The organism is Streptomyces sp. H27-C3 (assembly GCF_030063415.1).
GTDB lineage: Bacteria > Actinomycetota > Actinomycetes > Streptomycetales > Streptomycetaceae > Streptomyces.
On sequence record NZ_JASITA010000032.1, the window covers coordinates 11,100 to 34,801 of the forward strand.

Genomic DNA, 23,702 nt, shown 5'->3' on the forward strand with positions numbered 1-23,702 from the left:
GCGGGTGGGGGGGGGGTGCGGTGGGGGCCCCCCCCGGCGGGGGGGGCCCACGGACCGTACCCTTGTCCCTGTGCAGGAACTTCATGACGCCCCCCTCGCCCCCCTGACCACCTTCCGTCTCGGCGGCCCCGCGACCCGACTCATCACGGCCACCACCGACACCGAGGTGATCGCCGCCGTGCGCGAGGCGGACGCCGCGGGCACCCCGCTGCTGATCATCGGCGGCGGCAGCAACCTGGTCATCGGTGACAAGGGCCTCGACGGCACCGCCCTGCGCATCGCCACCCGGGGCTTCGACCTCGATGGCGCCTCGCTGGAACTGGCGGCCGGCGAGGTATGGACCGACGCGGTGGCCCGCACCGTCGAAGCGGGACTCGCGGGCATCGAATGCCTCGCAGGGATCCCCGGCTCCGCGGGCGCGACGCCGATCCAGAACGTCGGGGCGTACGGCCAGGAAGTCTCCAGCACGATCACCGAGGTCGTCGCGTACGACCGCTCCACGGGGGACACGGTCACGCTCACCAACGCCGAGTGCGACTTCTCGTACCGGCACAGCCGCTTCAAGCAGGACCCCGCGCGTTACGTCGTCCTGCGCGTCCGCTTCGAGCTGGAGGACGCGGGCGGGCTCTCGGCGCCCATCAAGTACCCCGAGACCGCGCGCGTCCTCGGGGTGCGGGCGGGCGAGCGGGTCGCGGCGGCGGTCGCGCGCGAGACGGTGCTGAAGCTGCGGGCGGGCAAGGGCATGGTCCTGGACGCCGAGGACCATGACACCTGGTCTGCGGGGTCCTTCTTCACCAACCCGATCCTGACGGCCGAGGAGTACGCGGCGTTCCGCGCCCGGGTGTACGAGAAGCTCGGCCCCGAGGTCGCCCCGCCGGCGTTTCCGGCGGGGGAGGGGCTCACCAAGACGTCCGCGGCATGGCTCATCGACAAGGCGGGCTTCACCAAGGGATACGGGAGCGGGCCCGCCCGTATCTCCGGCAAGCACACGCTGGCTCTCACCAACCGGGGCGCGGCCACGACCGAGGATCTGCTGGCGCTCGCGCGGGAGGTCGTTGTCGGGGTGCGGGAGGCGTTCGGGGTGACGCTGGTCAATGAGCCGGTGACGGTGGGCGTCAGCCTGTAGGGGGCCGGGCCGGGTGGCGGGTGTGGGTTGCCTGCGGCACCTTTCCCGTACCCGCCCCTTCCCACAACCGGGGCTCCGCCCCGGACCCCGGTCATCGAACGCCGGACGGGCCGGAGTGGTCGGGGTGGGACGCCGGACGGGCTGAGTGGGCGGGGACACGTCCGGGCACTGGTCCGGAGTGGTCCGGGTGCGCGGTCGGACTCAGCTCACCACCCACTCCTCGATCCCCGCCAGCAGCTTCGCCTTCGTGTCCTCCGGCGCTGCCGAGCCGCGTACCGACTGCCGTGCCAGCTCCGCCAGTTCCGGGTCCGTGAAGGCGTGGTGGCGGCGGGCGAGGTCGTACTGCGCGGCCAGCCTCGATCCGAAGAGCAGCGGGTCGTCCGCGCCCAGCGCCATCGGTACCCCGGCGTCGTACAGCGTGCGCAGCGGTACGTCCTCGGGCTTCTCGTAGACGCCCAGCGCCACATTCGACGACGGGCACACCTCGCAGGTCACCCCGCGCTCCGCGAGCCGGCGCAGCAGCCTCGGGTCCTCGGCCGCCCGTACGCCGTGCCCGATCCGTGAGGCGTGCAGATCGTCCAGGCAGTCCCGTACGGAAGAGGGGCCGGTCAGCTCCCCGCCGTGCGGCGCCGCGAGCAGGCCGCCCTCGCGGGCGATGGCGAAGGCGCGGTCGAAGTCCCTGGCCATGCCGCGGCGCTCGTCGTTGGAGAGCCCGAAGCCCACGACGCCCTGGTCCGCGAACCGCACCGCGAGCCGTGCCAGCGTCCGCGCGTCCAGCGGATGCTTCATCCGGTTCGCCGCGACCACCACCCGTATCCCCAGGCCGGTGTCCCGGGCCGCGCTCCGCACCGCGTCGAGGATGACCTCCAGCGCGGGGATCAGGCCGCCGAGCGTGGTGGCGTACGACGTCGGATCCACCTGGATCTCCAGCCAGCCCGAGCCGTCCCGCACATCCTCCTCGGCCGCCTCCCGCACGAGCCGCTGGATGTCCTCCGGCGACCGCACGCAGGACCGCGCGATGTCGTAGAGCCGCTGGAAACGGAACCAGCCCCGCTCGTCGGTGGCCCGCAGTTTCGGCGGCCTACCGCCGGTCAGCGCCTCCGGCAGGTGTACGCCGTACTTGTCGGCCAGCTCGATCAGGGTCCCGGGCCGCATCGATCCGGTGAAGTGAAGATGCAAGTGAGCCTTCGGCAGCAGACGCAGGTCCCGGTCGGCGGCCGGGTCACGGGCACAGACACTCGAAGGGTTGAGGGGGTGTCCCCCTGGTGAGGCCAACATCCCAAGATCTTGCCGCACGCACGCGCCCCCGGGAAGCGCCTTTCTCCCAACGAGTACTTGCCCGAACGCAGAAACGGGCTCCCGGCCGGAGCCGGGAGCCCGTCACAGCGCAGGAGGGATCAGTCGCGCGCTTCCGCGAGGAGCTTCTGCATCCGCGAGACACCCTCGACCAGGTCCTCGTCGCCCAGCGCGTAGGAAAGCCGCAGGTAGCCCGGCGTACCGAAGGCCTCGCCCGGTACGACCGCGACCTCGGCCTCGTCCAGGATCAGCGCGGCGAGCTCGACCGTGGTGGCCGGGCGCTTGCCACGGATCTCCTTGCCGAGCAGCGCCTTCACCGACGGGTACGCGTAGAAGGCACCCTCCGGCTCCGGGCACAGCACGCCGTCGATGTCGTTCAGCATGCGCACCACGGTGTGGCGGCGGCGGTCGAAGGCGGTACGCATCTCGGCGACCGCGTCCAGGTTGCCGGAAACGGCGGCCAGCGCCGCGATCTGCGCGACGTTGGAGACATTGGACGTGGCGTGCGACTGGAGGTTCGTCGCGGCCTTGACGACGTCCTTCGGGCCGACGATCCACCCGACACGCCAGCCGGTCATGGCGTACGTCTTGGCGACGCCGTTGACCACGATGCACTTGTCGCGCAGCTCGGGCACGATCGCCGGCAGCGAGGTGAACTTCGCGTCGCCGTAGACCAGGTGCTCGTAGATCTCGTCCGTCAGCACCCACAGACCGTGCTCGACGGCCCAGCGGCCGATCGCCTCGGCGTCGGCCTCGTTGTAGACGGCGCCCGTCGGGTTGGACGGCGAGACGAAGAGCACGACCTTCGTGCGCTCGGTACGGGCCGCCTCCAGCTGCTCGACGGAGACCCGGTAGCCGGTGGTCTCGTCGGCGACGACGTCGACGGGGACACCGCCCGCGAGCCGGATCGACTCGGGATACGTCGTCCAGTACGGCGCCGGGACGATGACCTCGTCGCCCGGGTCGAGGATCGCGGCGAAGGCTTCGTAGATGGCTTGCTTGCCGCCGTTGGTGACCAGGATCTGCGAGGCGTCCACCTCGTAGCCCGAGTCACGCAGCGTCTTCGCTGCGATCGCGGCCTTGAGCTCCGGGAGCCCCCCGGCAGGTGTGTAGCGGTGGTACTTCGGGTTGGAGCAGGCCTCGATCGCGGCCTCGACGATGTATCCGGGCGTCGGGAAGTCGGGCTCGCCGGCGCCGAAGCCGATGACCGGACGACCCGCCGCCTTCAGGGCCTTGGCCTTGGCGTCGACGGCAAGGGTTGCGGACTCGGAGATCGCGCCGATTCGGGCGGAAACCCGGCGCTCGGTGGGAGGAGTTGCAGCGCTCATACGGCCCATCGTCCCAGACGGGAAACCCGCGCGGCACACAGGTTTCAAAGGGCGGACAGGAGCTTTCTGTTCGACGCCGGGCCGACGACCACGTACACTCACCTGTCGTTGGCCCTCACCGACCACACCGCCGTGCGCACTCCGTGCACTCGGTCGGATGCGGTAGGTTGGGCGAACCACAAAGGGTCGTAGCTCAATTGGTAGAGCACTGGTCTCCAAAACCAGCGGTTGGGGGTTCAAGTCCCTCCGGCCCTGCTACACACTCCTTCGCCGGGATGTGTGCGCATGTACGTATTTCTATGGACTGCCGTGCGGCTCGACCGGGCGCGGCACGGCCACGACCCGGAATCAGGTGAGAAGCGTGACGGACGCCGTGGGCTCCATCGACATGCCTGATGCCCAGGACGAGACGCCGGATTCCAAGAAAAAGTCCCGCAAGGGCGGCAAGCGCGGCAAGAAGGGCCCCTTCGGCCGTCTCGCGCTTTTCTACCGCCAGATCGTTGCCGAGCTGCGCAAGGTCGTCTGGCCGACTCGCAACCAGCTGACGACCTACACCGCCGTGGTGATTGTTTTCGTCGTCGTCATGATCGGCATTGTTACCGTGATCGACATGGGCTTCGCCGAAGCCGTCAAATACGTCTTCGGCTAACCCGGCGTAGGGCGCCTCTCCGGGCGCCCCTTTCGCACGTTCCACCCATATGTATCCAGGAAGAAGCAGCCACCGTGTCTGACCCGAACCTGAACGACGCCGCTGAGTCGGGCGTGAGCTTCGAGTCCGCAGAGGACGAACTCGACATTGTCGAGGCGGCTGACGCTGTCGACCCGGACGAGGCCGAAGCGGCCGACGCCGCCGCCGAGCCGGCCGAAGAGGCCGCCGTGCACATCGAGTCCCCCGAGGACATCGCCGGCGTCGATGAAGTCGTCAACGCCGAAGAGATCGCCGAACCGGAGGCCGACGAGGTCGCCGCCGCTGTCGACGAGGTGGCCGAGGCCGAGGCTGACGCCGAGGAAGAGGGCGTCGTCGCCGAGGTGTCCGAGGACACCGATGAGGCCGAGCCCGCCGTGGAGGCCCCCGAGGCGCCGGCCGACCCGACCGCAGCGCTCCGTGAGGAGCTGCGCGCCCTGCCCGGCGAGTGGTACGTCATCCACACGTATGCCGGGTACGAGAAGCGCGTGAAGGCCAACCTGGAGCAGCGCGCCGTCTCGCTGAACGTCGAGGAGTTCATCTACCAGGCGGAAGTGCCCGAGGAAGAGATCACTCAGATCAAGAACGGCGAGCGCAAGAACGTTCGCCAGAACAAGCTTCCCGGCTACGTCCTGGTCCGCATGGACCTCACCAACGAGTCCTGGGGCGTTGTCCGCAACACCCCCGGTGTCACCGGCTTCGTGGGCAACGCCTACGACCCGTACCCGCTGACGCTGGACGAGATCGTCAAGATGCTCGCCCCCGAGGCCGAGGAGAAGGCAGCCCGCGAGGCCGCCGAGGCCGAGGGCAAGCCGGCTCCGTCCCGCAAGGTCGAGGTCCAGGTGCTGGACTTCGAGGTGGGCGACTCGGTCACCGTCACCGACGGTCCCTTCGCGACCCTCCAGGCGACGATCAACGAGATCAACGCCGACTCGAAGAAGGTCAAGGGTCTCGTCGAGATCTTCGGCCGCGAGACCCCGGTCGAGCTCAGCTTCGAGCAGATCCAGAAGAACTGACACCTTCCGGACCCCCCCCGCTTCCGACCAGGTCAGATCGGCTCTCAAAGCCGGTCTGACCTGCTTGGTTTCAGCCTGCACAGCTCTACCCGTTATTGTTGTGCGGTATGCCTTCGTCCGGTTCGTCGGACGGATGGCTGAAAACTCTCACTAGGACCCGGAGAGAGCAATGCCTCCCAAGAAGAAGAAGAAGATCACAGGGCTGATCAAGCTCCAGATCAATGCCGGTGCGGCCAACCCGGCGCCGCCGGTCGGTCCCGCACTGGGCCAGCACGGCGTCAACATCATGGAGTTCTGCAAGGCCTACAACGCCGCGACCGAGTCGCAGCGTGGCATGGTCGTGCCGGTGGAGATCACGGTCTACGACGACCGTTCCTTCACCTTCATCACGAAGACTCCGCCGGCCGCGAAGCTGATCCTCAAGGCCGCAGGTGTGGACAAGGGATCGGGCGAGCCGCACAAGACCAAGGTTGCCAAGCTCACCGGCGCCCAGGTCCGCGACATCGCCACGGTCAAGATGCCCGACCTGAACGCCAACGACCTGGAAGCCGCGTCGAAGATCATCGCCGGCACCGCCAGGTCGATGGGCATCACCGTCGAGGGCTGACCGTCCCCGTAGCACCTCAGTGGTAGGGCCAAGCGCTGGTCCGTGCCACGACTCCACCTCCATAACAACAGGAGCAGAAGTGAAGCGCAGCAAGAACTACCGCGCTGCGGAAGCCAAGATCGACCGGGAGCGCAACTACGCCCCGCTCGAGGCTGTCCGTATCGCCAAGGACTCCTCCGCGACCAAGTTCGACGGCACCGTCGAGGTCGCCATGCGTCTGGGTGTCGACCCGCGCAAGGCCGACCAGATGGTCCGTGGCACCGTGAACCTCCCGCACGGCACCGGCAAGACCGCCCGGGTCCTGGTCTTCGCGACCGGCGACCGTGCCGAGGCAGCGCGCGCCGCGGGCGCCGACATCGTCGGCTCCGACGAGCTCATCGACGAGGTCGCGAAGGGCCGTCTGGACTTCGACGCCGTCGTCGCCACCCCGGACCTCATGGGCAAGGTCGGCCGCCTCGGCCGCGTGCTCGGCCCGCGTGGTCTGATGCCGAACCCGAAGACCGGAACGGTCACCCCGGACGTGACGAAGGCTGTCACGGACATCAAGGGCGGCAAGATCGAGTTCCGCGTCGACAAGCACTCGAACCTGCACTTCATCATCGGCAAGGTCTCCTTCGACGAGACCAAGCTGGTGGAGAACTACGCCGCGGCGCTGGACGAGATCCTTCGTCTGAAGCCGTCCGCCGCGAAGGGCCGCTACATCAAGACGGCGACCCTGACCACCACGATGGGCCCCGGCATCCCGCTGGACTCCAACCGCACCCGCAACCTCCTCGTCGAGGAGGACCCGGCCGCCGTCTGATCCTGACGGCAGTCGCGGACCGCGTGCTGTAGCCGGGCCCCGCACCTCTCAGGAGGCGCGGGGCCCGGTTTCGCGTCCCCGGGCACCCGGGGCCGCCGACGGGGCGCGAGAGGGGCCCAGGGGGCGATTTGCCTGACGTGGATCCGTTCGCGTACTCTTCGGAAGAAGCCAAAGACCGCTGGTCGTTGCCGTGACTTCGCAAGAAGGTGCGGCGGCCGAAGGATCCGCCAGGCGCGGACGTCCTGCACAGGTAATTCGTGGAAAAGCTCCCGGGATTCGTTCCGGTTGAGCCCGCCCCGTGCGCCTGCGCCGGGGCGTTTCGTTTTGCCCAGCCCCTTCTGAGCGGTCCTCATCACCCGGAAGGAGGCCGACGCTCTATGGCAAGGCCCGACAAGGCTGCCGCGGTAGCCGAGCTCACGGACAAGTTCCGTAGCTCGAACGCCGCCGTGCTGACCGAGTACCGGGGTCTCACCGTGGCTCAGCTCAAGGAGCTGCGCCGTTCACTCGGTGAGAACGCCCAGTACGCCGTGGTGAAGAACACGCTGACCAAGATCGCGGCCAACGAGGCCGGGATCGACACGCTGGACGACCTGTTCGTGGGTCCGACGGCGGTTGCCTTCGTCACCGGTGACCCGGTGGAGTCGGCGAAGGGTCTTCGTGACTTCGCCAAGGAGAACCCCAACCTCGTCATCAAGGGCGGTGTCCTTGATGGTAAGGCGCTGACCGCTGATGAGTTCAAGAAGCTCGCGGACCTTGAGTCCCGCGAGGTTCTGCTCGCCAAGGTGGCCGGTGGAATCAAGGCGTCGATGGCCAAGGCCGCGGCGACTTTCCAGGCTCCTCTCACGGAGTTCGTCCGCACCGCGGACGCGCTTCGCGCCAAGGTCGAGCAGGGCGGTGCCGGTACGCCGGCTCCCGCCGAGGCCGAGGTGGCGGAGTAACTCCCGCCCTTTGGTCACAGCGGGCCCGTACGCCCGCCTCCATATACACCCGGCACCTGCCGAATTAGTGGAAGGACGCCATCATGGCGAAGCTGTCCCAGGACGAGCTGCTCGCGCAGTTCGAGACCCTGACCCTCATCGAGCTCTCTGAGTTCGTCAAGGCCTTCGAAGAGAAGTTCGACGTCAAGGCTGCCGCCCCCGTCGCCGCCGCCGGCCCCGCCGCCGCCGCCGCCGAGGCCCCGGAGGAGCAGGACGAGTTCGACGTCATCCTCACCGGTGCCGGCGAGAAGAAGATCCAGGTCATCAAGGTTGTGCGTGAGCTCACCTCGCTGGGTCTGAAGGAGGCCAAGGACCTCGTCGACGGCGCTCCGAAGCCGGTCCTCGAGAAGGTCGCCAAGGAGGCCGCTGAGAAGGCCGCCGAGTCCCTCAAGGGCGCGGGCGCGTCTGTCGAGGTCAAGTGACCTTGTTGAGTCTCTGACTCAGCAGTTCCAGTTTTGAGGGCGATCACCCATCCGGGTGGTCGCCCTCAGGCGTTCCCGTAGTGCCTGCCTTGCTCTTCGCTCCGTGACGAGTAGGGTGATCATCGCCGTTGCCTGACGGTGTCCGAGCGCCGTTCTCCGGGCCGTACTCCGCAGTAGCGGGCGGCGACGATCTCCACGGAGGACGGGGGGCCTTGACGAACCGCACGAGGCGCGCAATTCTCAGGATGCGTCGTTCACACCGATCCGGATCCGAGGCATGGATCGGCGACGCAGAGGGCAGTACTGATATGCGCTAGCAGCGCGTGGCTTGCAGCAGGAGTTGAGTACAGCGAGGGTCTCCAAAAACCCGCTCTGGACATCAGTGGGCCAAGTGGCTACACTGACCCTTTGCGCTGCCTGTTAGCTGCCTCCTGCCCGTCACCAGGGGCATACCCAAAGCTTGAGCACCGATGATCGACTTCCCCTTTTGGGGATTTCTGTCGCTGTGCCCATCTTGGGACCGGTACGCGCGTAGTGAGTCCGAGCCCTCGGAAGGACCCCCTCTTGGCCGCCTCGCGCAACGCCTCGACCTCCAATACGAACAACGGCGCCAGCACCGCCCCGCTGCGCATCTCCTTTGCAAAGATCAAGGAGCCCCTCGAGGTTCCGAACCTCCTTGCGCTGCAAACCGAGAGCTTTGACTGGCTGCTCGGCAATGCCGCTTGGAAGTCTCGCGTCGAGGCCGCTCTTGAGAGCGGACAGGACGTCCCCACCAAGTCAGGTCTGGAAGAGATCTTCGAGGAGATCTCGCCGATCGAGGACTTCTCCGGGTCGATGTCGCTGACGTTCCGTGACCACCGCTTCGAGCCGCCCAAGAACTCGATCGACGAGTGCAAGGAGCGCGACTTCACGTTCGCCGCTCCGCTCTTCGTCACCGCCGAGTTCACCAACAACGAGACCGGCGAGATCAAGTCCCAGACGGTCTTCATGGGCGATTTCCCGCTCATGACGAACAAGGGCACCTTCGTCATCAACGGCACCGAGCGTGTCGTGGTGTCGCAGCTGGTCCGCTCGCCGGGTGTCTATTTCGACTCCTCGATCGACAAGACGTCCGACAAGGACATCTTCTCCTCCAAGATCATCCCTTCCCGGGGTGCCTGGCTGGAGATGGAGATCGACAAGCGCGACATGGTCGGTGTCCGCATCGACCGCAAGCGCAAGCAGTCCGTCACCGTCCTGCTCAAGGCTCTCGGTTGGACGACCGAGCAGATCCTTGAGGAGTTCGGCGAGTACGAGTCGATGCGCGCCACCCTGGAAAAGGACCACACCCAGGGCCAGGACGACGCACTGCTCGACATCTACCGCAAGCTGCGTCCCGGCGAGCCGCCGACGCGTGAGGCTGCTCAGACGCTGCTCGAGAACCTCTACTTCAACCCGAAGCGCTACGACCTCGCGAAGGTCGGCCGCTACAAGGTGAACAAGAAGCTCGGCGCCGACGAGCCGCTGAACGCGGGTGTCCTCACCAGCAAGGACATCATCGCCACCATCAAGTACCTCGTCCGGCTGCACGCCGGCGAGGTCGAGACGGTCGGCGAGAGCGGCCGGTCGATCGTTGTCGAGACCGACGACATCGACCACTTCGGCAACCGTCGTCTGCGCAACGTCGGCGAGCTCATCCAGAACCAGGTCCGTACGGGCCTGGCGCGGATGGAGCGCGTCGTGCGTGAGCGCATGACGACTCAGGACGTCGAGGCGATCACGCCGCAGACCCTGATCAACATCCGGCCGGTCGTCGCCTCCATCAAGGAGTTCTTCGGCACCAGCCAGCTGTCGCAGTTCATGGACCAGAACAACCCGCTGTCGGGTCTCACCCACAAGCGCCGCCTGTCGGCGCTTGGCCCGGGTGGTCTCTCCCGCGAGCGGGCCGGCTTCGAAGTCCGTGACGTGCACCCCTCGCACTACGGCCGCATGTGTCCGATCGAGACCCCTGAAGGCCCGAACATCGGCCTGATCGGCTCGCTCGCCTCCTACGGCCGCGTCAACGCGTTCGGCTTCATCGAGACGCCGTACCGCCGGGTGACCGGCGGCTTCGTCACCGATGACGTCGACTACCTGACGGCCGACGAGGAAGACCGCTTCGTCATCGCGCAGGCCAACGCGACGCTCTCCGAGGACATGCGCTTCGAGGAGTCCCGCGTCCTGGTCCGCCGCCGCGGCGGCGAGATCGACTACATCCCGGGCGACGACGTCGACTACATGGACGTCTCGCCGCGCCAGATGGTGTCGGTCGCGACCGCGATGATCCCGTTCCTCGAGCACGACGACGCGAACCGCGCGCTCATGGGCGCGAACATGATGCGTCAGGCCGTGCCGCTGATCACGTCCGAGGCGCCGCTCGTCGGCACCGGCATGGAATACCGCTGTGCGGTCGACGCCGGTGACGTCATCAAGGCGGAGAAGGCGGGGGTGGTCCAGGAGGTTTCCGCGGACTACATCACCGTCACCAACGACGACGGCACGTACACCACGTACCGCATCGCCAAGTTCTCCCGCTCGAACCAGGGCACGTCGGTCAACCAGAAGGTTGTCGTCGACGAGGGCGCCCGGGTCGTAGAGGGTCAGGTCCTCGCCGACGGTCCCGCCACCCAGCAGGGTGAGATGGCACTCGGCAAGAACCTGCTCGTGGCGTTCATGCCGTGGGAGGGCCACAACTACGAAGACGCGATCATCCTCAGCCAGCGTCTGGTGCAGGACGACGTCCTCTCCTCGATTCACATCGAGGAGCACGAGGTCGACGCCCGCGACACCAAGCTCGGCCCGGAGGAGATCACCCGGGACATCCCGAACGTCTCCGAGGAGGTCCTCGCGGACCTCGACGAGCGCGGCATCATCCGTATCGGTGCCGAGGTTGTCGCAGGCGACATCCTGGTCGGCAAGGTCACGCCCAAGGGCGAGACCGAGCTGACCCCGGAGGAGCGCCTGCTCCGCGCGATCTTCGGCGAGAAGGCGCGCGAAGTGCGCGACACCTCGCTGAAGGTGCCCCACGGCGAGATCGGCAAGATCATCGGCGTGCGGGTCTTCGACCGCGAAGAGGGCGACGAGCTGCCGCCGGGCGTGAACCAGCTGGTTCGCGTGTACGTCGCGCAGAAGCGCAAGATCACCGATGGTGACAAGCTCGCCGGCCGTCACGGCAACAAGGGCGTCATCTCGAAGATCCTGCCGATCGAGGACATGCCGTTCATGGAGGACGGCACCCCGGTCGACATCATCCTCAACCCGCTGGGTGTGCCGTCCCGAATGAACCCGGGACAGGTCCTCGAAATCCACCTGGGCTGGCTCGCCAGTCAGGGCTGGAAGGTCGAGGGCAGCGAGGACTGGATGGAGCGTCTGAAGGTGATCGGCGCCGACGAGGTCGCCGCCGGCACCAACGTCGCCACCCCGGTCTTCGACGGTGCGCGCGAGGACGAGATCTCCGGTCTCTTCGAGGCCACGATCCCGAACCGCGACGGCAACCGGATGGTCATGCCGTCCGGCAAGGCCAACCTGTTCGACGGCCGCTCGGGTGAGCCTTTCCCGGCGCCGGTCTCGGTCGGGTACATGTACATCCTCAAGCTCCACCACCTGGTCGACGACAAGCTCCACGCCCGTTCGACCGGTCCGTACTCGATGATCACTCAGCAGCCGCTGGGTGGTAAGGCCCAGTTCGGTGGCCAGCGCTTCGGTGAGATGGAGGTGTGGGCGCTTGAGGCTTATGGCGCCGCTTACGCCCTCCAGGAACTGCTGACCATCAAGTCCGACGACGTGACCGGCCGCGTGAAGGTCTACGAGGCCATCGTCAAGGGCGAGAACATCCCCGAGCCCGGCATTCCTGAGTCCTTCAAGGTGCTCATCAAGGAAATGCAGTCGCTCTGTCTCAATGTGGAGGTGCTGTCCTCGGACGGCATGTCCATCGAGATGCGCGACACGGACGAGGACGTCTTCCGCGCAGCGGAGGAGCTCGGTATCGACCTGTCCCGGCGTGAGCCGAGCAGCGTCGAAGAGGTCTGACGGGCTGGCCGGTCGCCGCTTCACCGCGGCGGCCGGCTCTCCCCGGACCCGTTCAGACCATGATTGAGACTCGACCCCGAAAGAGGGATTGACGACAAGTGCTCGACGTCAACTTCTTCGACGAGCTGCGGATTGGCCTCGCCACCGCGGACGACATCCGGACCTGGTCGCACGGCGAAGTGAAGAAGCCGGAGACCATCAACTACCGCACGCTCAAGCCCGAAAAGGACGGACTCTTCTGCGAGAAGATCTTCGGTCCTACCCGGGACTGGGAGTGCTACTGCGGTAAGTACAAGCGTGTCCGCTTCAAGGGCATCATCTGCGAGCGCTGCGGCGTCGAGGTAACTCGCGCCAAGGTGCGTCGTGAGCGGATGGGCCACATTGAGCTGGCCGCCCCTGTCACGCACATCTGGTACTTCAAGGGCGTTCCTTCGCGCCTCGGGTACCTGCTCGACCTCGCGCCGAAGGACCTCGAAAAGGTCATCTACTTCGCCGCGTACATGATCACATTCGTGGACGAGGAGCGCCGGACGCGCGACCTGCCCTCGCTGGAGGCACATGTCTCCGTCGAGCGTCAGCAGGTCGAGAACCGTCGCGACTCGGACCTCGAAGCCCGCGCCAAGAAGCTCGAGACCGACCTGGCCGAGCTTGAGGCCGAGGGCGCCAAGGCCGACGTACGCCGCAAGGTGCGCGAAGGTGCCGAGCGTGAGATGAAGCAGCTGCGTGACCGTGCGCAGCGCGAGATCGACCGTCTCGACGAGGTGTGGAGCCGCTTCAAGAGCCTCAAGGTCCAGGACCTTGAGGGCGACGAGCTGCTCTACCGCGAGCTGCGTGACCGTTTCGGCACGTACTTCGACGGCTGCATGGGCGCCGCGGCGCTGCAGAAGCGCCTGGAGACCTTCGACCTCGCAGAGGAGGCCGAGCGCCTCCGCGAGATCATCCGCAGTGGCAAGGGCCAGAAGAAGACCCGTGCGCTCAAGCGCCTCAAGGTCGTCTCCGCGTTCCTGCAGACCAGTAACAAGCCCAAGGGCATGGTGCTGGACTGCGTGCCGGTCATCCCGCCGGACCTGCGTCCGATGGTGCAGCTGGACGGTGGCCGCTTCGCGACCTCCGACCTGAACGACCTGTACCGCCGCGTGATCAACCGCAACAACCGCCTCAAGCGTCTCCTTGATCTCGGTGCTCCCGAGATCATCGTGAACAACGAGAAGCGGATGCTGCAGGAGGCCGTCGACGCACTGTTCGACAACGGTCGCCGCGGTCGCCCGGTCACCGGTCCCGGTAACCGCCCGCTGAAGTCCCTGAGCGACATGCTCAAGGGCAAGCAGGGTCGATTCCGTCAGAACCTTCTCGGCAAGCGTGTGGACTACTCCGCGCGTTCCGTGATCGTCGTCGGCCCGCAGCTGAAGCTGCACCAGTGCGGCCTGCCCAAGGCCATGGCGCTGGAGCTCTTCAAGCCGTTCGTGATGAAGCGCCTGGTGGACCTGAACCACGCGCAGAACATCAAGTCGGCGAAGCGCATGGTCGAGCGCGGCCGCACGGTCGTCTACGACGTACTCGAAGAGGTCATCGCCGAGCACCCGGTTCTGCTGAACCGTGCGCCGACGCTGCACCGCCTCGGCATCCAGGCCTTCGAGCCCCAGCTGGTCGAGGGCAAGGCCATCCAGATCCACCCGCTCGTCTGCACCGCGTTCAACGCGGACTTCGACGGTGACCAGATGGCCGTGCACCTGCCGCTTTCGGCAGAGGCACAGGCCGAGGCCCGCATCCTGATGCTGTCCTCGAACAACATCCTGAAGCCGGCAGACGGTCGTCCCGTCACCATGCCGACCCAGGACATGGTGCTGGGCCTGTTCTTCCTCACGACCGACGAGGAAGAGCGCAAGGTCATCGGTGAGGGCCGTTCCTTCGGCTCATCGGCCGAGGCCACCATGGCGTTCGACAACCGTGAGCTCTCGCTCCAGGCGAAGGTCGACATCCGCTTCCCGGTGGGCACCATCCCGCCGCGCGGCTGGACCCCGCCGGTGCGCGAAGAGGGCGACCCGGAGTGGCAGCAGGGCGACACCTTCCGGCTGCGTACGACCCTGGGCCGCGCGCTCTTCAACGAGCTGCTGCCCGAGGACTACCCGTTCGTCGACTACTCGGTGGGCAAGAAGCAGCTCTCCGAGATCGTCAACGACCTGGCCGAGCGCTACCCCAAGGTCATCGTGGCGGCAACGCTCGACAACCTGAAGGCGGCCGGCTTCCACTGGGCGACCCGTTCCGGCGTCACCGTCGCTGTTTCGGACATCGTCGTCCCGGAGGCCAAGAAGGCCATCGTCAAGGGCTACGAGGCCCAGGACGAGAAGGTCCAGAAGCAGTACGAGCGCGGTCTCATCACCAAGGAAGAGCGCACTCAGGAGCTCATCGCGATCTGGACCAAGGCAACCAACGAGGTTGCCGAGGCGATGAACGCGAACTTCCCTAAGACGAACCCCATCTTCATGATGGTTGACTCGGGTGCCCGAGGAAACATGATGCAGATGCGTCAGATCGCCGGTATGCGTGGTCTGGTGTCGAACGCCAAGAACGAGACGATTCCTCGTCCCATCAAGGCGTCGTTCCGTGAGGGTCTGTCCGTGCTGGAGTACTTCATCTCCACCCACGGTGCCCGTAAGGGTCTGGCCGACACCGCCCTGCGTACCGCCGACTCGGGTTACCTGACCCGTCGTCTGGTGGACGTCTCGCAGGACGTGATCATCCGCGAAGAGGACTGTGGCACCGACCGCGGCCTCAAGCTGAAGATCGCGGAGAAGGGTGCCGACGGCATCCTCCGCAAGACCGACGACGTCGAGACGAGCGTGTACGCACGCATGCTCGCCGAGGACGTCGTCATCGACGGCAAGGTCATCGCGCCTGCCAATGTCGACCTCGGTGACGTGCTCATCGACCAGCTGATCCTGCACGGCGTGGAGGAGGTCAAGACCCGCTCGGTCCTGACCTGCGAGTCCACGGTCGGTACCTGTGCGTTCTGCTACGGCCGTTCGCTGGCCACCGGCAAGCTGGTCGACATCGGTGAGGCGGTCGGTATCATCGCCGCCCAGTCCATCGGTGAGCCCGGTACCCAGCTGACGATGCGTACCTTCCACACCGGTGGTGTGGCGGGTGACGACATCACGCAGGGTCTGCCCCGAGTCGTCGAGCTCTTCGAGGCTCGTACGCCCAAGGGTGTCGCCCCGATCTCGGAGGCGGTCGGCCGCATCCGTATCGAGGAGACCGAGAAGACGAAGAAGCTCGTCGTCGTCCCGGACGACGGCAGCGAAGAGACGCCGTTCCCGATCTCCAAGCGTGCTCGTCTGCTCGTGGGCGAGGGCGACGCGGTCGAGGTGGGCCAGAAGCTCACCGTCGGTGCGACCAACCCGCACGACGTCCTGCGGATCCTCGGTCAGCGCGCGGTCCAGATCCACCTGGTCGGCGAAGTCCAGAAGGTCTACAACAGCCAGGGCGTGTCGATCCACGACAAGCACATCGAGATCATCATCCGGCAGATGCTGCGCCGCGTGACGATCATCGAGTCGGGCGACGCCGAGCTGCTTCCGGGCGAGCTCGTCGAGCGCGGTCGCTTCGAGGGCGAGAACCGTCGTGTGGTCACGGAAGGCGGCCACCCGGCCTCCGGCCGTCCGCAGCTGATGGGTATCACCAAGGCCTCGCTGGCGACCGAGTCGTGGCTGTCGGCGGCGTCCTTCCAGGAGACGACCAGGGTTCTGACCGACGCGGCGATCAACGCCAAGTCGGACTCCCTGATCGGCCTCAAGGAGAACGTCATCATCGGCAAGCTCATCCCGGCCGGTACGGGCCTCGCCCGCTACCGCAACATCCGGGTCGAGCCGACCGAGGAAGCCAAGGCAGCGATGTACTCGGCCGTCGGTTACGACGACATCGACTACTCGCCCTTCGGCACCGGCTCCGGCCAGGCGGTTCCGCTGGAGGACTACGACTACGGTCCGTACAACCAGTAGGACCTGGTAGTACGAGCAGTACGAGCAGTACGAGTACGAGCAGTACGTCCGCAGGGCGGTCATCCTTCACGGGGTGGCCGCCCTGCGGCGTTTCCGCGCCCTGGCGCGGCCTATCGGGTGGAGAGCTGCCAGAGGGACAGCAGGACGCCGACGCCGCCGGTCACTACGGCCACGCTGGGCAGGGGCCAACGGGCCCGCTCCAGGGTGTCGAGCCGTGACTCGTGGTCTGCGAGCTGCCGGTCGCTCTGGTCGGTGCGCTGTACCAGGAGGGCCAGCGAGCCGTCGACCCGGGCGAACCCGACCTCGACGGTGCCCCGCAGGCGCTCCAGCTCCAGAGCTACGGCTGCCGGTTCACTCTGCCGGGTCGCGGTCATTCGCGCCCCCGGTGTTCCGGGAGGAGGGCGAGGAGCTCGCGGTCGCCCGCGACGCCGGTGCGCAGCGCCGGAGGGAGCAGGCGCTGGACGGAGCCGAGCGCCATCACCCGGCTCAGGGCGCCCGCGGCGGCGACTGCGCCGGCCGCCCAGGGCAGGCTTTCGCCGAGGCCGGACGCCTCCACGATCGCGGGGAGTGCTACGGCGAGGGCGACGGCGCTCTGGAGAAGGGTGCGGAGGGCCCGCCGGTTGGCTTCCGACATGGGGTGCTGCCTTTCTGGAGGGTGGGGGGAGGCCGGGGGGTCATCGGGTATGCGGGACCTTCAGCGCGGCCCAGGAGGCGGGGCCTGGCGCGCCGTCCGCGTCCGTGCCCCGGTAGCCGAGCTTGCGCTGCCAGGCGGCGTACGAGCGCCGGTCCGCCTCGCCCCACACGGGACCGGGGCCGACGGTGTAGTGCCCGCAGCCCTCGGCGACCAGACGTTTGCCGACCGCGGTGCACAGCGGGCTGCGCCGGCCCGGCCTGAAGTAGCCGGCGCCGGGGAAGGGCGCCCGCGTGGGTGCCGGGTCGGGTGCCGGGTCGGGGCGGCCGGGGGAGCCGAGACGGGCTGCGATGCGCGAGCGCATGGCGTTCATCGAGAAGGACGGGTCGATCTTGCGGCGGGTCCACTCCTTGTGGCCGATCACGCCGGCCGCGGACCAGCCGTGCGCCCGGCAGAGTGCGGCCGACAGCCGCTCGACGGCGTCGAGCTGCGCGGCGGGGTAGGGGTCGCGGCCGTTGCCGAGGTTCTCGATCTCGAAGCCGTAGAAACGGGCGTTGCCGTCCACGGCGTCCGGCCCGGTGGTGGGGAGCGCGGTCTCGGCGCGTACTGCTTCGAGGACCGCGGCCGAGCCGTTACCCGCGTGGTTCGTGCGGCCGTATCCGACCAGGTTGACCGTGCCGTCCTTGGTGATGACGCCGACGCACAGCGGGCCCGGCAGCTCGGTGGTGCCGCGGTGGCAGAAGCCGACGCTGGAGGAGCCGGCGGTGTGGTGGAGCATGACGCCGTGCACGGGGCCCCAGGCCCCCTTGTGGTTGCGGTTGTGGGCGCGCCAACCGGCGTGCTGGGTGCTGCGGACGCCTTCGGCGCGCAGGGCGCGCACGAAGGCATCGGCGGACAGCGGGGCTGCCATGGAGATACCTCCTGGTGATGCTGGCTTGGTGCTGGGCAACGGAAACGGCCCCGGCCCGCCGCGGGGGGATGCGGCGGGCCGGGGCCGGGGGAGGGTGGCTCAGGGCGTCACATGATCGGGTCGACGCGGATGTAGCGGGTGTCGAAGTTGCCGGTGTTGGTGGCCGCGCCCGACCGGTAGGCGGGCGTGGCGGTGTGCGAGGTGCCGACGGTCAGACCGGAGACCAGGAACTGGGTGGAGACGGACGCCCGGTTGGGGGAGTTCACGAGCGCGGCACGGTTGTCGTCGGCGCTGAGCACCACGGCGTCCGCGGCGTTGCGGATGTTCGCCGACATGTAGGAGCCGACGCCCGTGGCCGAACTGAACATGTAGCAGCCGACCGTGACGATGACCTGGCCCGAGGCGGGCACGGTGAACGAGGCCCTCATCGGGTCTCCCCCGGCGTTGGTCAGGGTCTCGGCGTAGGTGACGGACTTGGTGTCGCCGCCGTCCAGGTTGACCCGGAAGACCGGTACCGCGCCCACCGGCACCCAGGCGGAGCCGGTGTAGTTCATCAGCCGTCCGGGCGAGGCGATCCACGCCACCGTGCCCGCGACGGGCGTGGGGAGCTTGGCGTCCCGCTCGGCCGTGGTGCCGAAGAGCAGGAGCGTACGTCCGTCCAGCGACTGGGCGAGTGACTGGAGGTGCGCGGGAAGGTCGGCGGGATCACTCGGCTGCGGGTAGGGCAGGTTGCTGAGAGGCGTGTACTGAGTGGTCATGCGAGGCCCTCCTCCTTGGTCGGTACGGGGATGACGGGGACACCGGTCTCGATCGGCGGAGCCTCGGGAACCGGGGCCTGAGGGTGCAGTTCGAGAGATACGGAGACGGGCTGGCCCGGGTCGGTCGGCTCCACCACGGGAACGCCCAGGTGAGTGGCGAGCGCCGCGGCCACTGAGGAGGCGAGCCGCAGCAGCTGCTGATCGTCGAGGGTCACCGCTGTGCTCTCGGGTGTGGATTCCGGTGGGGTCTCAGACATCGGTGTCCTCCTTCACCTGTCGCCAGGTCCGGCCGCCGGTGGCAAGAGCGTCGAGGGTCGGGTACGCCGCAGCGACGGCGGCGTAGGCGGGCCCGGCGGGAACGGGCGTGTGGTCGGCGTGCGTGTCGGGGGTCAGGTCCTCGTCGACGGGGACGCCGTTGGACTTCGTGCCGCGCAGGGTCAGCGTCTGCTGCATGGTCCCGGCAGCGGTCGACGCGGTCTTGATGCCAACCACCCAGGCCAGGGTGTCCAGCTCGGCGCCGCTGGAGTCCAGCAGCCGGATCACGTCTCCCAACTGGATGCGTGGGTCGTACAGCACCTCGACCTCACCGATGACCGGGACCGGGTACTGTCCGGCCGCGCGCATCGCGTCGGCGAGACTCCATGCCGCCCGGTACTCCTGCACCCAGTCGCTCGACTCGCCGAAGAACTCCTGCCGGCCGTAGAACCTCTCACTGGCGCTGCCGGGCGCCCAGGAGGTCGCCCGGCGCTCGATGGGCTCCGCCGACGGCTTGAGGGTCTGTATGTAGACGGACGGCTTGCCGTTCTCCAGCACGGTGTAGAGCCGCTGGGAGGTGCGGTTGGTGAACCGCAGGACCAGATGCCCCTCCTCACGGCGGGCCAGTACGTCCACCGCGCCCTTGACGGCGTCCGCGCCGGCCGCGTTGGCCGCTGCGAACCGCACGGAGAATCCGAGGGCGACGCTCTCGTCGTCGTCGACATTGGGCGGTCCGATGTCGAACTCTTCCTCGGCGAGCAGGTACTCGACCGTCACCGAGCTGTTGCCGGGGATCTCACGGACCGCCGTATCGGTGTAGACGGTTCCGCTGACCACGCCGATCGATGTCCAGTCCTTGTACGGCTGCACGCAGTAGTTGCGGCAGGCGTCGATCTCCTCGGTGACGGTGAGCGACGCGATGTCCCGTACTGACGTCAGAGTGAGGTCGGGGCTCGTCGGCACCTTGGCGAACCGCGTGTAGTTGCGCCAGCGGAAGATGCCCCGCTCGTCGAATTCGGCCGTGGACATGGTGGCCTTGGCGATCTGGGTGAGTGACTCCCACTGCGACCCGGAGATGCGGGGGATCGAGTAGAGCGGCAGGATCGCCTCGTCGAGTACGGCCCCCTTGGACCATGTGCCGTTCTGGGTGAACTCGTCCTTGGTCGGCGCGGCGGCCAGGCCGCTGGAGAGCTGGACCCCCTCGGTGGCCATGGTCGTGATGAGCCGCAGCTGGTACAGCTCCGAAACCGGCTGGCCGGCGGACGGGTCGACGAAGGTGGCCGGGTTGCAGGGGTAGTACGTCCCGTCGGGCCCGGTGATCCGGGGCTGCACGGTGGGCATGGAGACCGACCCGGCCCCCGTCGTGTCGAACATTCCGCCGATGTGCCACACACCGGGCTGCGCCTTCAGCTGCGGCAGGCCCCACGTGAAGTTCCACCCCCCGTTGTTCCGGGTGCCGGAGTGCATGGTGATCTCCCCCTTGGAGAAATCCACGGACATCCGCAGCCGTCCCGTCTCGACCCCCTCGCGGTTGAGATCCAGCTCCAGGGCGACGGAGCCGCCGATACCGACCGCGCTGTTGACCCACGCCTCGGCGAAGAGCCTGCTCCCCGGTACGGTCACCCGGCTGCGGGGGAACCAGGAGGCGGTCATCCCGCCTGTATCGGGCGCCGCCGCGTGCGGTACGAGCGCCATCTCGTGCGGAGCGCCCTGCCTGGTCCAGCTGTAGTGCCGGGGGTCGGGGACGATCTCCGGCTGCCCGTACGGGGCGGCGAAGCCGCCGTGCAGCGACGCGTACACCAGGGTGAGCGGCTTGTTCGCGTCGAAGTCCGGGTAGCGCACCGGCGGGGACGTGAGGACCCCGGACTGGCGCAGCAGCTCGTCGACGCACCAGGTGGCGGTGGCGATGGGGCGGCGCCAGTAGAACCCCGCGTACGGCTTGGGGAGTTCGGCCGGACCGTGCAGCCGCTCGGCCCCGTCCAGCGCGGTGAGGACCACCGTGTCGGTGCCGGAGGCGGCGGAGCGGTTGCGCAGGGTGCCCCGGAAGGCCGGCAGGATACCGGCGTCTGTTCCGTACGCGTGGACCACGGACTGGCCGGGACGGGCGACATCGCCGGTGTGGCGCCGGGCCCAGGGCGAGTAGAGCTCGGGCGCCGAGGCTCCGTCCTTGCCCGAGATCTGGAGCTGCAGTTGCGCCGAGGAACTGCCGGAGAAGGCACGCATCGCGTCCGGCAGATCGGTGCTGTAGCTGCGCTCCAGCTGCCAGGACTGGACCTGCTCGGTCACGTCCTTGCCGCCGAGACGGGTGCTGTGCGCCGTGATTCTCGATCCGGCGTCGAGGGCGTCGGTCAGTTGTGGATCAGACGCTCGCATCGGTCACCTCCGTCAGATCGATCGAGATGTTGCGGTACGGGAGTGGACGGCCCGGGGAGTCGGTGTACGCCGTGACCGCCATCGCCGGGCAGCCGTCGCCGGCGAGCTGCGGCACCGAGGTGTCGAGATGCTGCAGCTTGGCGGGGCCGAGCCGGGCGGAGAACGCGGTGGCCGCGGCGCCGAAGGACACCGTGGCCGAGACATGCCTGGCAAGGGCCGGCACGGTTGCCGGGCTCCAGGTCGCGGACGAGCCCAGCGACGCACCCGCGGCGTCGAAGAAGGCGAAGGAGCAGTTCTGCGCGCGAGCGCGGACCGCCGCGGGCAGCACGAGGCCGACAAGGCCCGAGCCGGGCAGCGGATGGCCCTTCTGGCCCGCGAACACAAAGGTGAGCGAGCCCGCGGTGTTCACCGGCAGGGCCGCCACGACGTACCCCTCGGCGTCCGTCGACAGCGTGCAGCCGGTCGCCGTCCACTGGGTCGGCGTGCCTCGGCCCGCCGCCTGGTCGGCCGGGAGCAGGTTGACCGGAGCGGTGGGCACATGGGCGTCGTTGATGGTGAGCACGGCCCCGTCGAGTGCGTACGTACCGACTTCGCCCGCGACCCCCGACGGGGTGACGAGCGCCGCTCCGGCCGGGACGGTCGCGCTGAGGGTGTGGCTCGCGACGGCCGCCGACGACAGGTAGGTGCCGGCGGCGTCCCGCCAGTGCAGACGGGTCGCGCACGGGCCGGACCGCCAGGACTTGGGCAGCGTGAACCGCACCGACATTCCCGGCGCCACCGGGAATCCGGCGCCCGGCCGGCGGTGCCAGTTGAGCTGCGCGGTCGTCGAGTTGGCTGTCCAGGTGTACGTGCCGGGCGCCGTGCCGGGCGCCGCGCCGGGCGCCGTGGACAGCTGGAGCTTGCCGTCGGCGCTGTTGGAGAGGTACCAGTGCGCGGCGGCGGTGCCGCCGGGGCAGCGGCCCTCGGCCTGGAGCGGGTCGAGCAGGTTGCGTGCCACCGGGTCGATGACCACGATCGGGCCGGGTCCGTCGATGCGCCGGGCGAGGCGGTCGAGGTGGGCCGCGTCGTCCTCGGTGAGCCGGTCGAAGGTGAACTTCGTCTTGCGGGCGGTGCGTTGCGGGGCGAGCGTGGTGACCTGCCCGCCGAGCGAGGTGAACTGGGTGACGCCGAGTTCGGCGCCGCGTTCGAAGGCGGTGGCCGCCTGGCTGATCTCCCGCAGTCGTCCGGGCAGGCCGATCCAAAGATTGCGTGTCATGTGCCGTGCCTCCTTCTTGTTTCCTTATTCGCTCTTCGCTACCTGCGGGCCAGTTGCCGGTGTCCGGAGAGCACGGCGCGGGCGATGGTCTGGCCGTCCACCTGCACATGGACGGGCCGCTCGGCGAGCCGCTCGACGGCGGCGGTGAGCCGGGCCATCTGGGCGCGGTTGCCGGCGCCGGAGCCGAGCATCCGCTCCAGCCTGCTGAGCGGGATCACGGCCTCGGACTCGCCGGCCTCGCCGAGGACGGCGAGGGTGCCGCCGTTGCGGGGCTGGACGACGCCGCCCTTGGCCAGGTGCGGGATGGGGATCTTCGGGAGGCTGATGGAGAAGCTCTTGCCGCCGAAGACGGGGACCCAGCCGGGGATGGAGACCTTGAAGCCGTTGAGCGCGCCGATGATGGTGTTGACGGCGGTGGCGAAGGCGCGGAAGGGCGCGAGCAACACGTTGCCGATTCCCTTGAGGATCGGACCCATCACCCCTATCGCGGTGGAGACCGCGCTCGACGCCGCCTTCATCCCCGACTTGAAGCCCCTGCTGACCACCGCGACGATCTTGTCGACGTTCACGAACTTGGCGATGAGCGGTGCGAGCAGGGCCATGATCAGGCCGAACGGGCTGGCCATCATGGCGAGGTTGAGGCCCTTCTGCGCGAGGCCCGCTCCCTTGAGGCCCTTGGCGAGGCCGCCGCCCATGGACTTGCCGGTCTTGTCGGCGTTCTTGCCGGCCTTGCCGACGGACTTCTCGACGGCGTCGGCCTGGCCCTTTACACCACGCAGGGCGGTCTTGGCCTTGTCGGCGGAGCTTTTGAGCTTGTCGAGGGAGGTCTTGAACTTGTCCGAGGCACTCTTCGACTTGCCGAGGGCACCATCGGTCTGCCCGAGGGAGGTCTTGAACTTGCCGATGCCGCTTGCGTTCTTCGTGACCGAGGACTGGAGCTTGCCCAGCGAGCCCTGGAGCCTGTCGGTGGTGGTTTTGGATTTGCCGAGCGGCCCGTCCATCTGGCTGACGGATCCGCGCAGCTTCCCCACCGCGGTGCCGAGCCTGGTGGCGCCACTGCCCATGTTCTTGAAGGCGGTGGTGCCCTGATTGGTGCTCGTCCGCATCTTCGAGACGGATCCGCTGCTCTGCGAGAGGGACTGGGTGAATCTCTGGGTGGCGGAGGTCGCAGTCCTGAGACTGGTGGCCAATGACATTTAGTTCACCTTTTCCTGCA

19 protein-coding genes and 1 tRNA gene are annotated in these 23,702 nt (G+C 68.1%); 10 read left to right on the top strand and 10 right to left on the bottom strand.

Features of this window, described 5'->3' with window-relative positions; genetic code table 11:
* Window positions 1-70: 70 nt before the first annotated feature.
* A complete protein-coding gene (locus tag QMK30_RS27380) occupies window positions 71-1,126 on the top strand; it encodes a UDP-N-acetylmuramate dehydrogenase (RefSeq protein WP_283521008.1) in 1,056 nt (351 codons plus the stop codon).
* A 201-nt stretch (window positions 1,127-1,327) separates the two neighbouring features.
* Here QMK30_RS27380 and QMK30_RS27385 read toward each other — a convergent pair whose 3' ends face one another.
* Window positions 1,328-2,404: an adenosine deaminase gene (locus QMK30_RS27385; RefSeq protein ID WP_283521009.1), complete on the bottom strand. Its 1,077-nt coding sequence runs from the start codon at window positions 2,402-2,404 to the stop codon at window positions 1,328-1,330.
* Window positions 2,405-2,523: 119 nt separating this feature from the next.
* Window positions 2,524-3,750, bottom strand: coding sequence for a pyridoxal phosphate-dependent aminotransferase (locus QMK30_RS27390; RefSeq protein WP_283521010.1), 1,227 nt, complete (start codon window positions 3,748-3,750; stop codon window positions 2,524-2,526).
* 182 nt (window positions 3,751-3,932) lie between these two features.
* Between QMK30_RS27390 and QMK30_RS27395 the strand changes: the two genes are divergently transcribed.
* The 9 genes from QMK30_RS27395 (at window position 3,933) to QMK30_RS27435 (ending at window position 16,304) form a co-directional block, all read left to right on the top strand.
* A tRNA-Trp gene (locus QMK30_RS27395) sits at window positions 3,933-4,005 on the top strand.
* A 106-nt stretch (window positions 4,006-4,111) separates the two neighbouring features.
* Entirely contained in the window at window positions 4,112-4,399 is a 288-nt protein-coding gene (gene secE / locus QMK30_RS27400) for a preprotein translocase subunit SecE (RefSeq protein ID WP_283521011.1), read from the top strand.
* 74 nt (window positions 4,400-4,473) lie between these two features.
* The gene (nusG, locus tag QMK30_RS27405; RefSeq protein WP_283521012.1) at window positions 4,474-5,451 is read left to right on the top strand and encodes a transcription termination/antitermination protein NusG; all 978 of its coding nucleotides are present in this window, start codon (window positions 4,474-4,476) and stop codon (window positions 5,449-5,451) included.
* Between the two features lie 169 nt (window positions 5,452-5,620).
* A complete protein-coding gene (rplK, locus tag QMK30_RS27410; RefSeq protein ID WP_283521013.1) occupies window positions 5,621-6,058 on the top strand; it encodes a 50S ribosomal protein L11 in 438 nt (145 codons plus the stop codon).
* A 79-nt stretch (window positions 6,059-6,137) separates the two neighbouring features.
* Window positions 6,138-6,860, top strand: coding sequence for a 50S ribosomal protein L1 (gene rplA, locus QMK30_RS27415; protein WP_283521014.1), 723 nt, complete (start codon window positions 6,138-6,140; stop codon window positions 6,858-6,860).
* A gap of 377 nt (window positions 6,861-7,237) precedes the next feature.
* Window positions 7,238-7,798: a 50S ribosomal protein L10 gene (gene rplJ, locus QMK30_RS27420; protein WP_283521015.1), complete on the top strand. Its 561-nt coding sequence runs from the start codon at window positions 7,238-7,240 to the stop codon at window positions 7,796-7,798.
* A gap of 83 nt (window positions 7,799-7,881) precedes the next feature.
* Window positions 7,882-8,259: a 50S ribosomal protein L7/L12 gene (gene rplL / locus QMK30_RS27425; RefSeq protein WP_283521016.1), complete on the top strand. Its 378-nt coding sequence runs from the start codon at window positions 7,882-7,884 to the stop codon at window positions 8,257-8,259.
* Between the two features lie 564 nt (window positions 8,260-8,823).
* Entirely contained in the window at window positions 8,824-12,306 is a 3,483-nt protein-coding gene (gene rpoB / locus QMK30_RS27430) for a DNA-directed RNA polymerase subunit beta (RefSeq protein WP_283521017.1), read from the top strand.
* Window positions 12,307-12,404: 98 nt separating this feature from the next.
* On the top strand, window positions 12,405-16,304 hold the full coding sequence (locus QMK30_RS27435) for a DNA-directed RNA polymerase subunit beta' (RefSeq protein WP_283521018.1): 3,900 nt from the start codon (window positions 12,405-12,407) through the stop codon (window positions 16,302-16,304).
* Between the two features lie 110 nt (window positions 16,305-16,414).
* Here QMK30_RS27435 and QMK30_RS27440 read toward each other — a convergent pair whose 3' ends face one another.
* The 8 genes from QMK30_RS27440 to QMK30_RS27475 form a co-directional block, all read right to left on the bottom strand.
* The gene (locus QMK30_RS27440) at window positions 16,415-16,678 is read right to left on the bottom strand and encodes a hypothetical protein (RefSeq protein WP_283521019.1); all 264 of its coding nucleotides are present in this window, start codon (window positions 16,676-16,678) and stop codon (window positions 16,415-16,417) included.
* A complete protein-coding gene (locus QMK30_RS27445; RefSeq protein ID WP_283521020.1) occupies window positions 16,675-16,938 on the bottom strand; it encodes a hypothetical protein in 264 nt (87 codons plus the stop codon). Before QMK30_RS27445 ends, QMK30_RS27440 begins: the two co-directional genes overlap by 4 nt.
* Before the next feature lie 40 nt (window positions 16,939-16,978).
* Window positions 16,979-17,845, bottom strand: a complete 867-nt coding sequence (locus QMK30_RS27450; RefSeq protein ID WP_283521021.1) for a peptidoglycan-binding protein — start codon at window positions 17,843-17,845, stop codon at window positions 16,979-16,981.
* A gap of 107 nt (window positions 17,846-17,952) precedes the next feature.
* Entirely contained in the window at window positions 17,953-18,603 is a 651-nt protein-coding gene (locus QMK30_RS27455) for a hypothetical protein (protein ID WP_283521022.1), read from the bottom strand.
* Window positions 18,600-18,860 carry a hypothetical protein gene (locus tag QMK30_RS27460; RefSeq protein ID WP_283521023.1) on the bottom strand — a complete coding sequence of 87 codons (261 nt, stop codon included), beginning with the start codon at window positions 18,858-18,860 and terminating at the stop codon, window positions 18,600-18,602. The genes QMK30_RS27455 and QMK30_RS27460 overlap by 4 nt, the downstream gene beginning before the upstream one ends.
* Window positions 18,853-21,231, bottom strand: a complete 2,379-nt coding sequence (locus QMK30_RS27465; RefSeq protein WP_283521024.1) for a hypothetical protein — start codon at window positions 21,229-21,231, stop codon at window positions 18,853-18,855. Before QMK30_RS27465 ends, QMK30_RS27460 begins: the two co-directional genes overlap by 8 nt.
* Window positions 21,218-22,486, bottom strand: a complete 1,269-nt coding sequence (locus QMK30_RS27470) for a hypothetical protein (RefSeq protein WP_283521025.1) — start codon at window positions 22,484-22,486, stop codon at window positions 21,218-21,220. The genes QMK30_RS27465 and QMK30_RS27470 overlap by 14 nt, the downstream gene beginning before the upstream one ends.
* A gap of 38 nt (window positions 22,487-22,524) precedes the next feature.
* On the bottom strand, window positions 22,525-23,682 hold the full coding sequence (locus QMK30_RS27475; RefSeq protein WP_283521026.1) for a hypothetical protein: 1,158 nt from the start codon (window positions 23,680-23,682) through the stop codon (window positions 22,525-22,527).
* Window positions 23,683-23,702 lie beyond the last annotated feature (20 nt).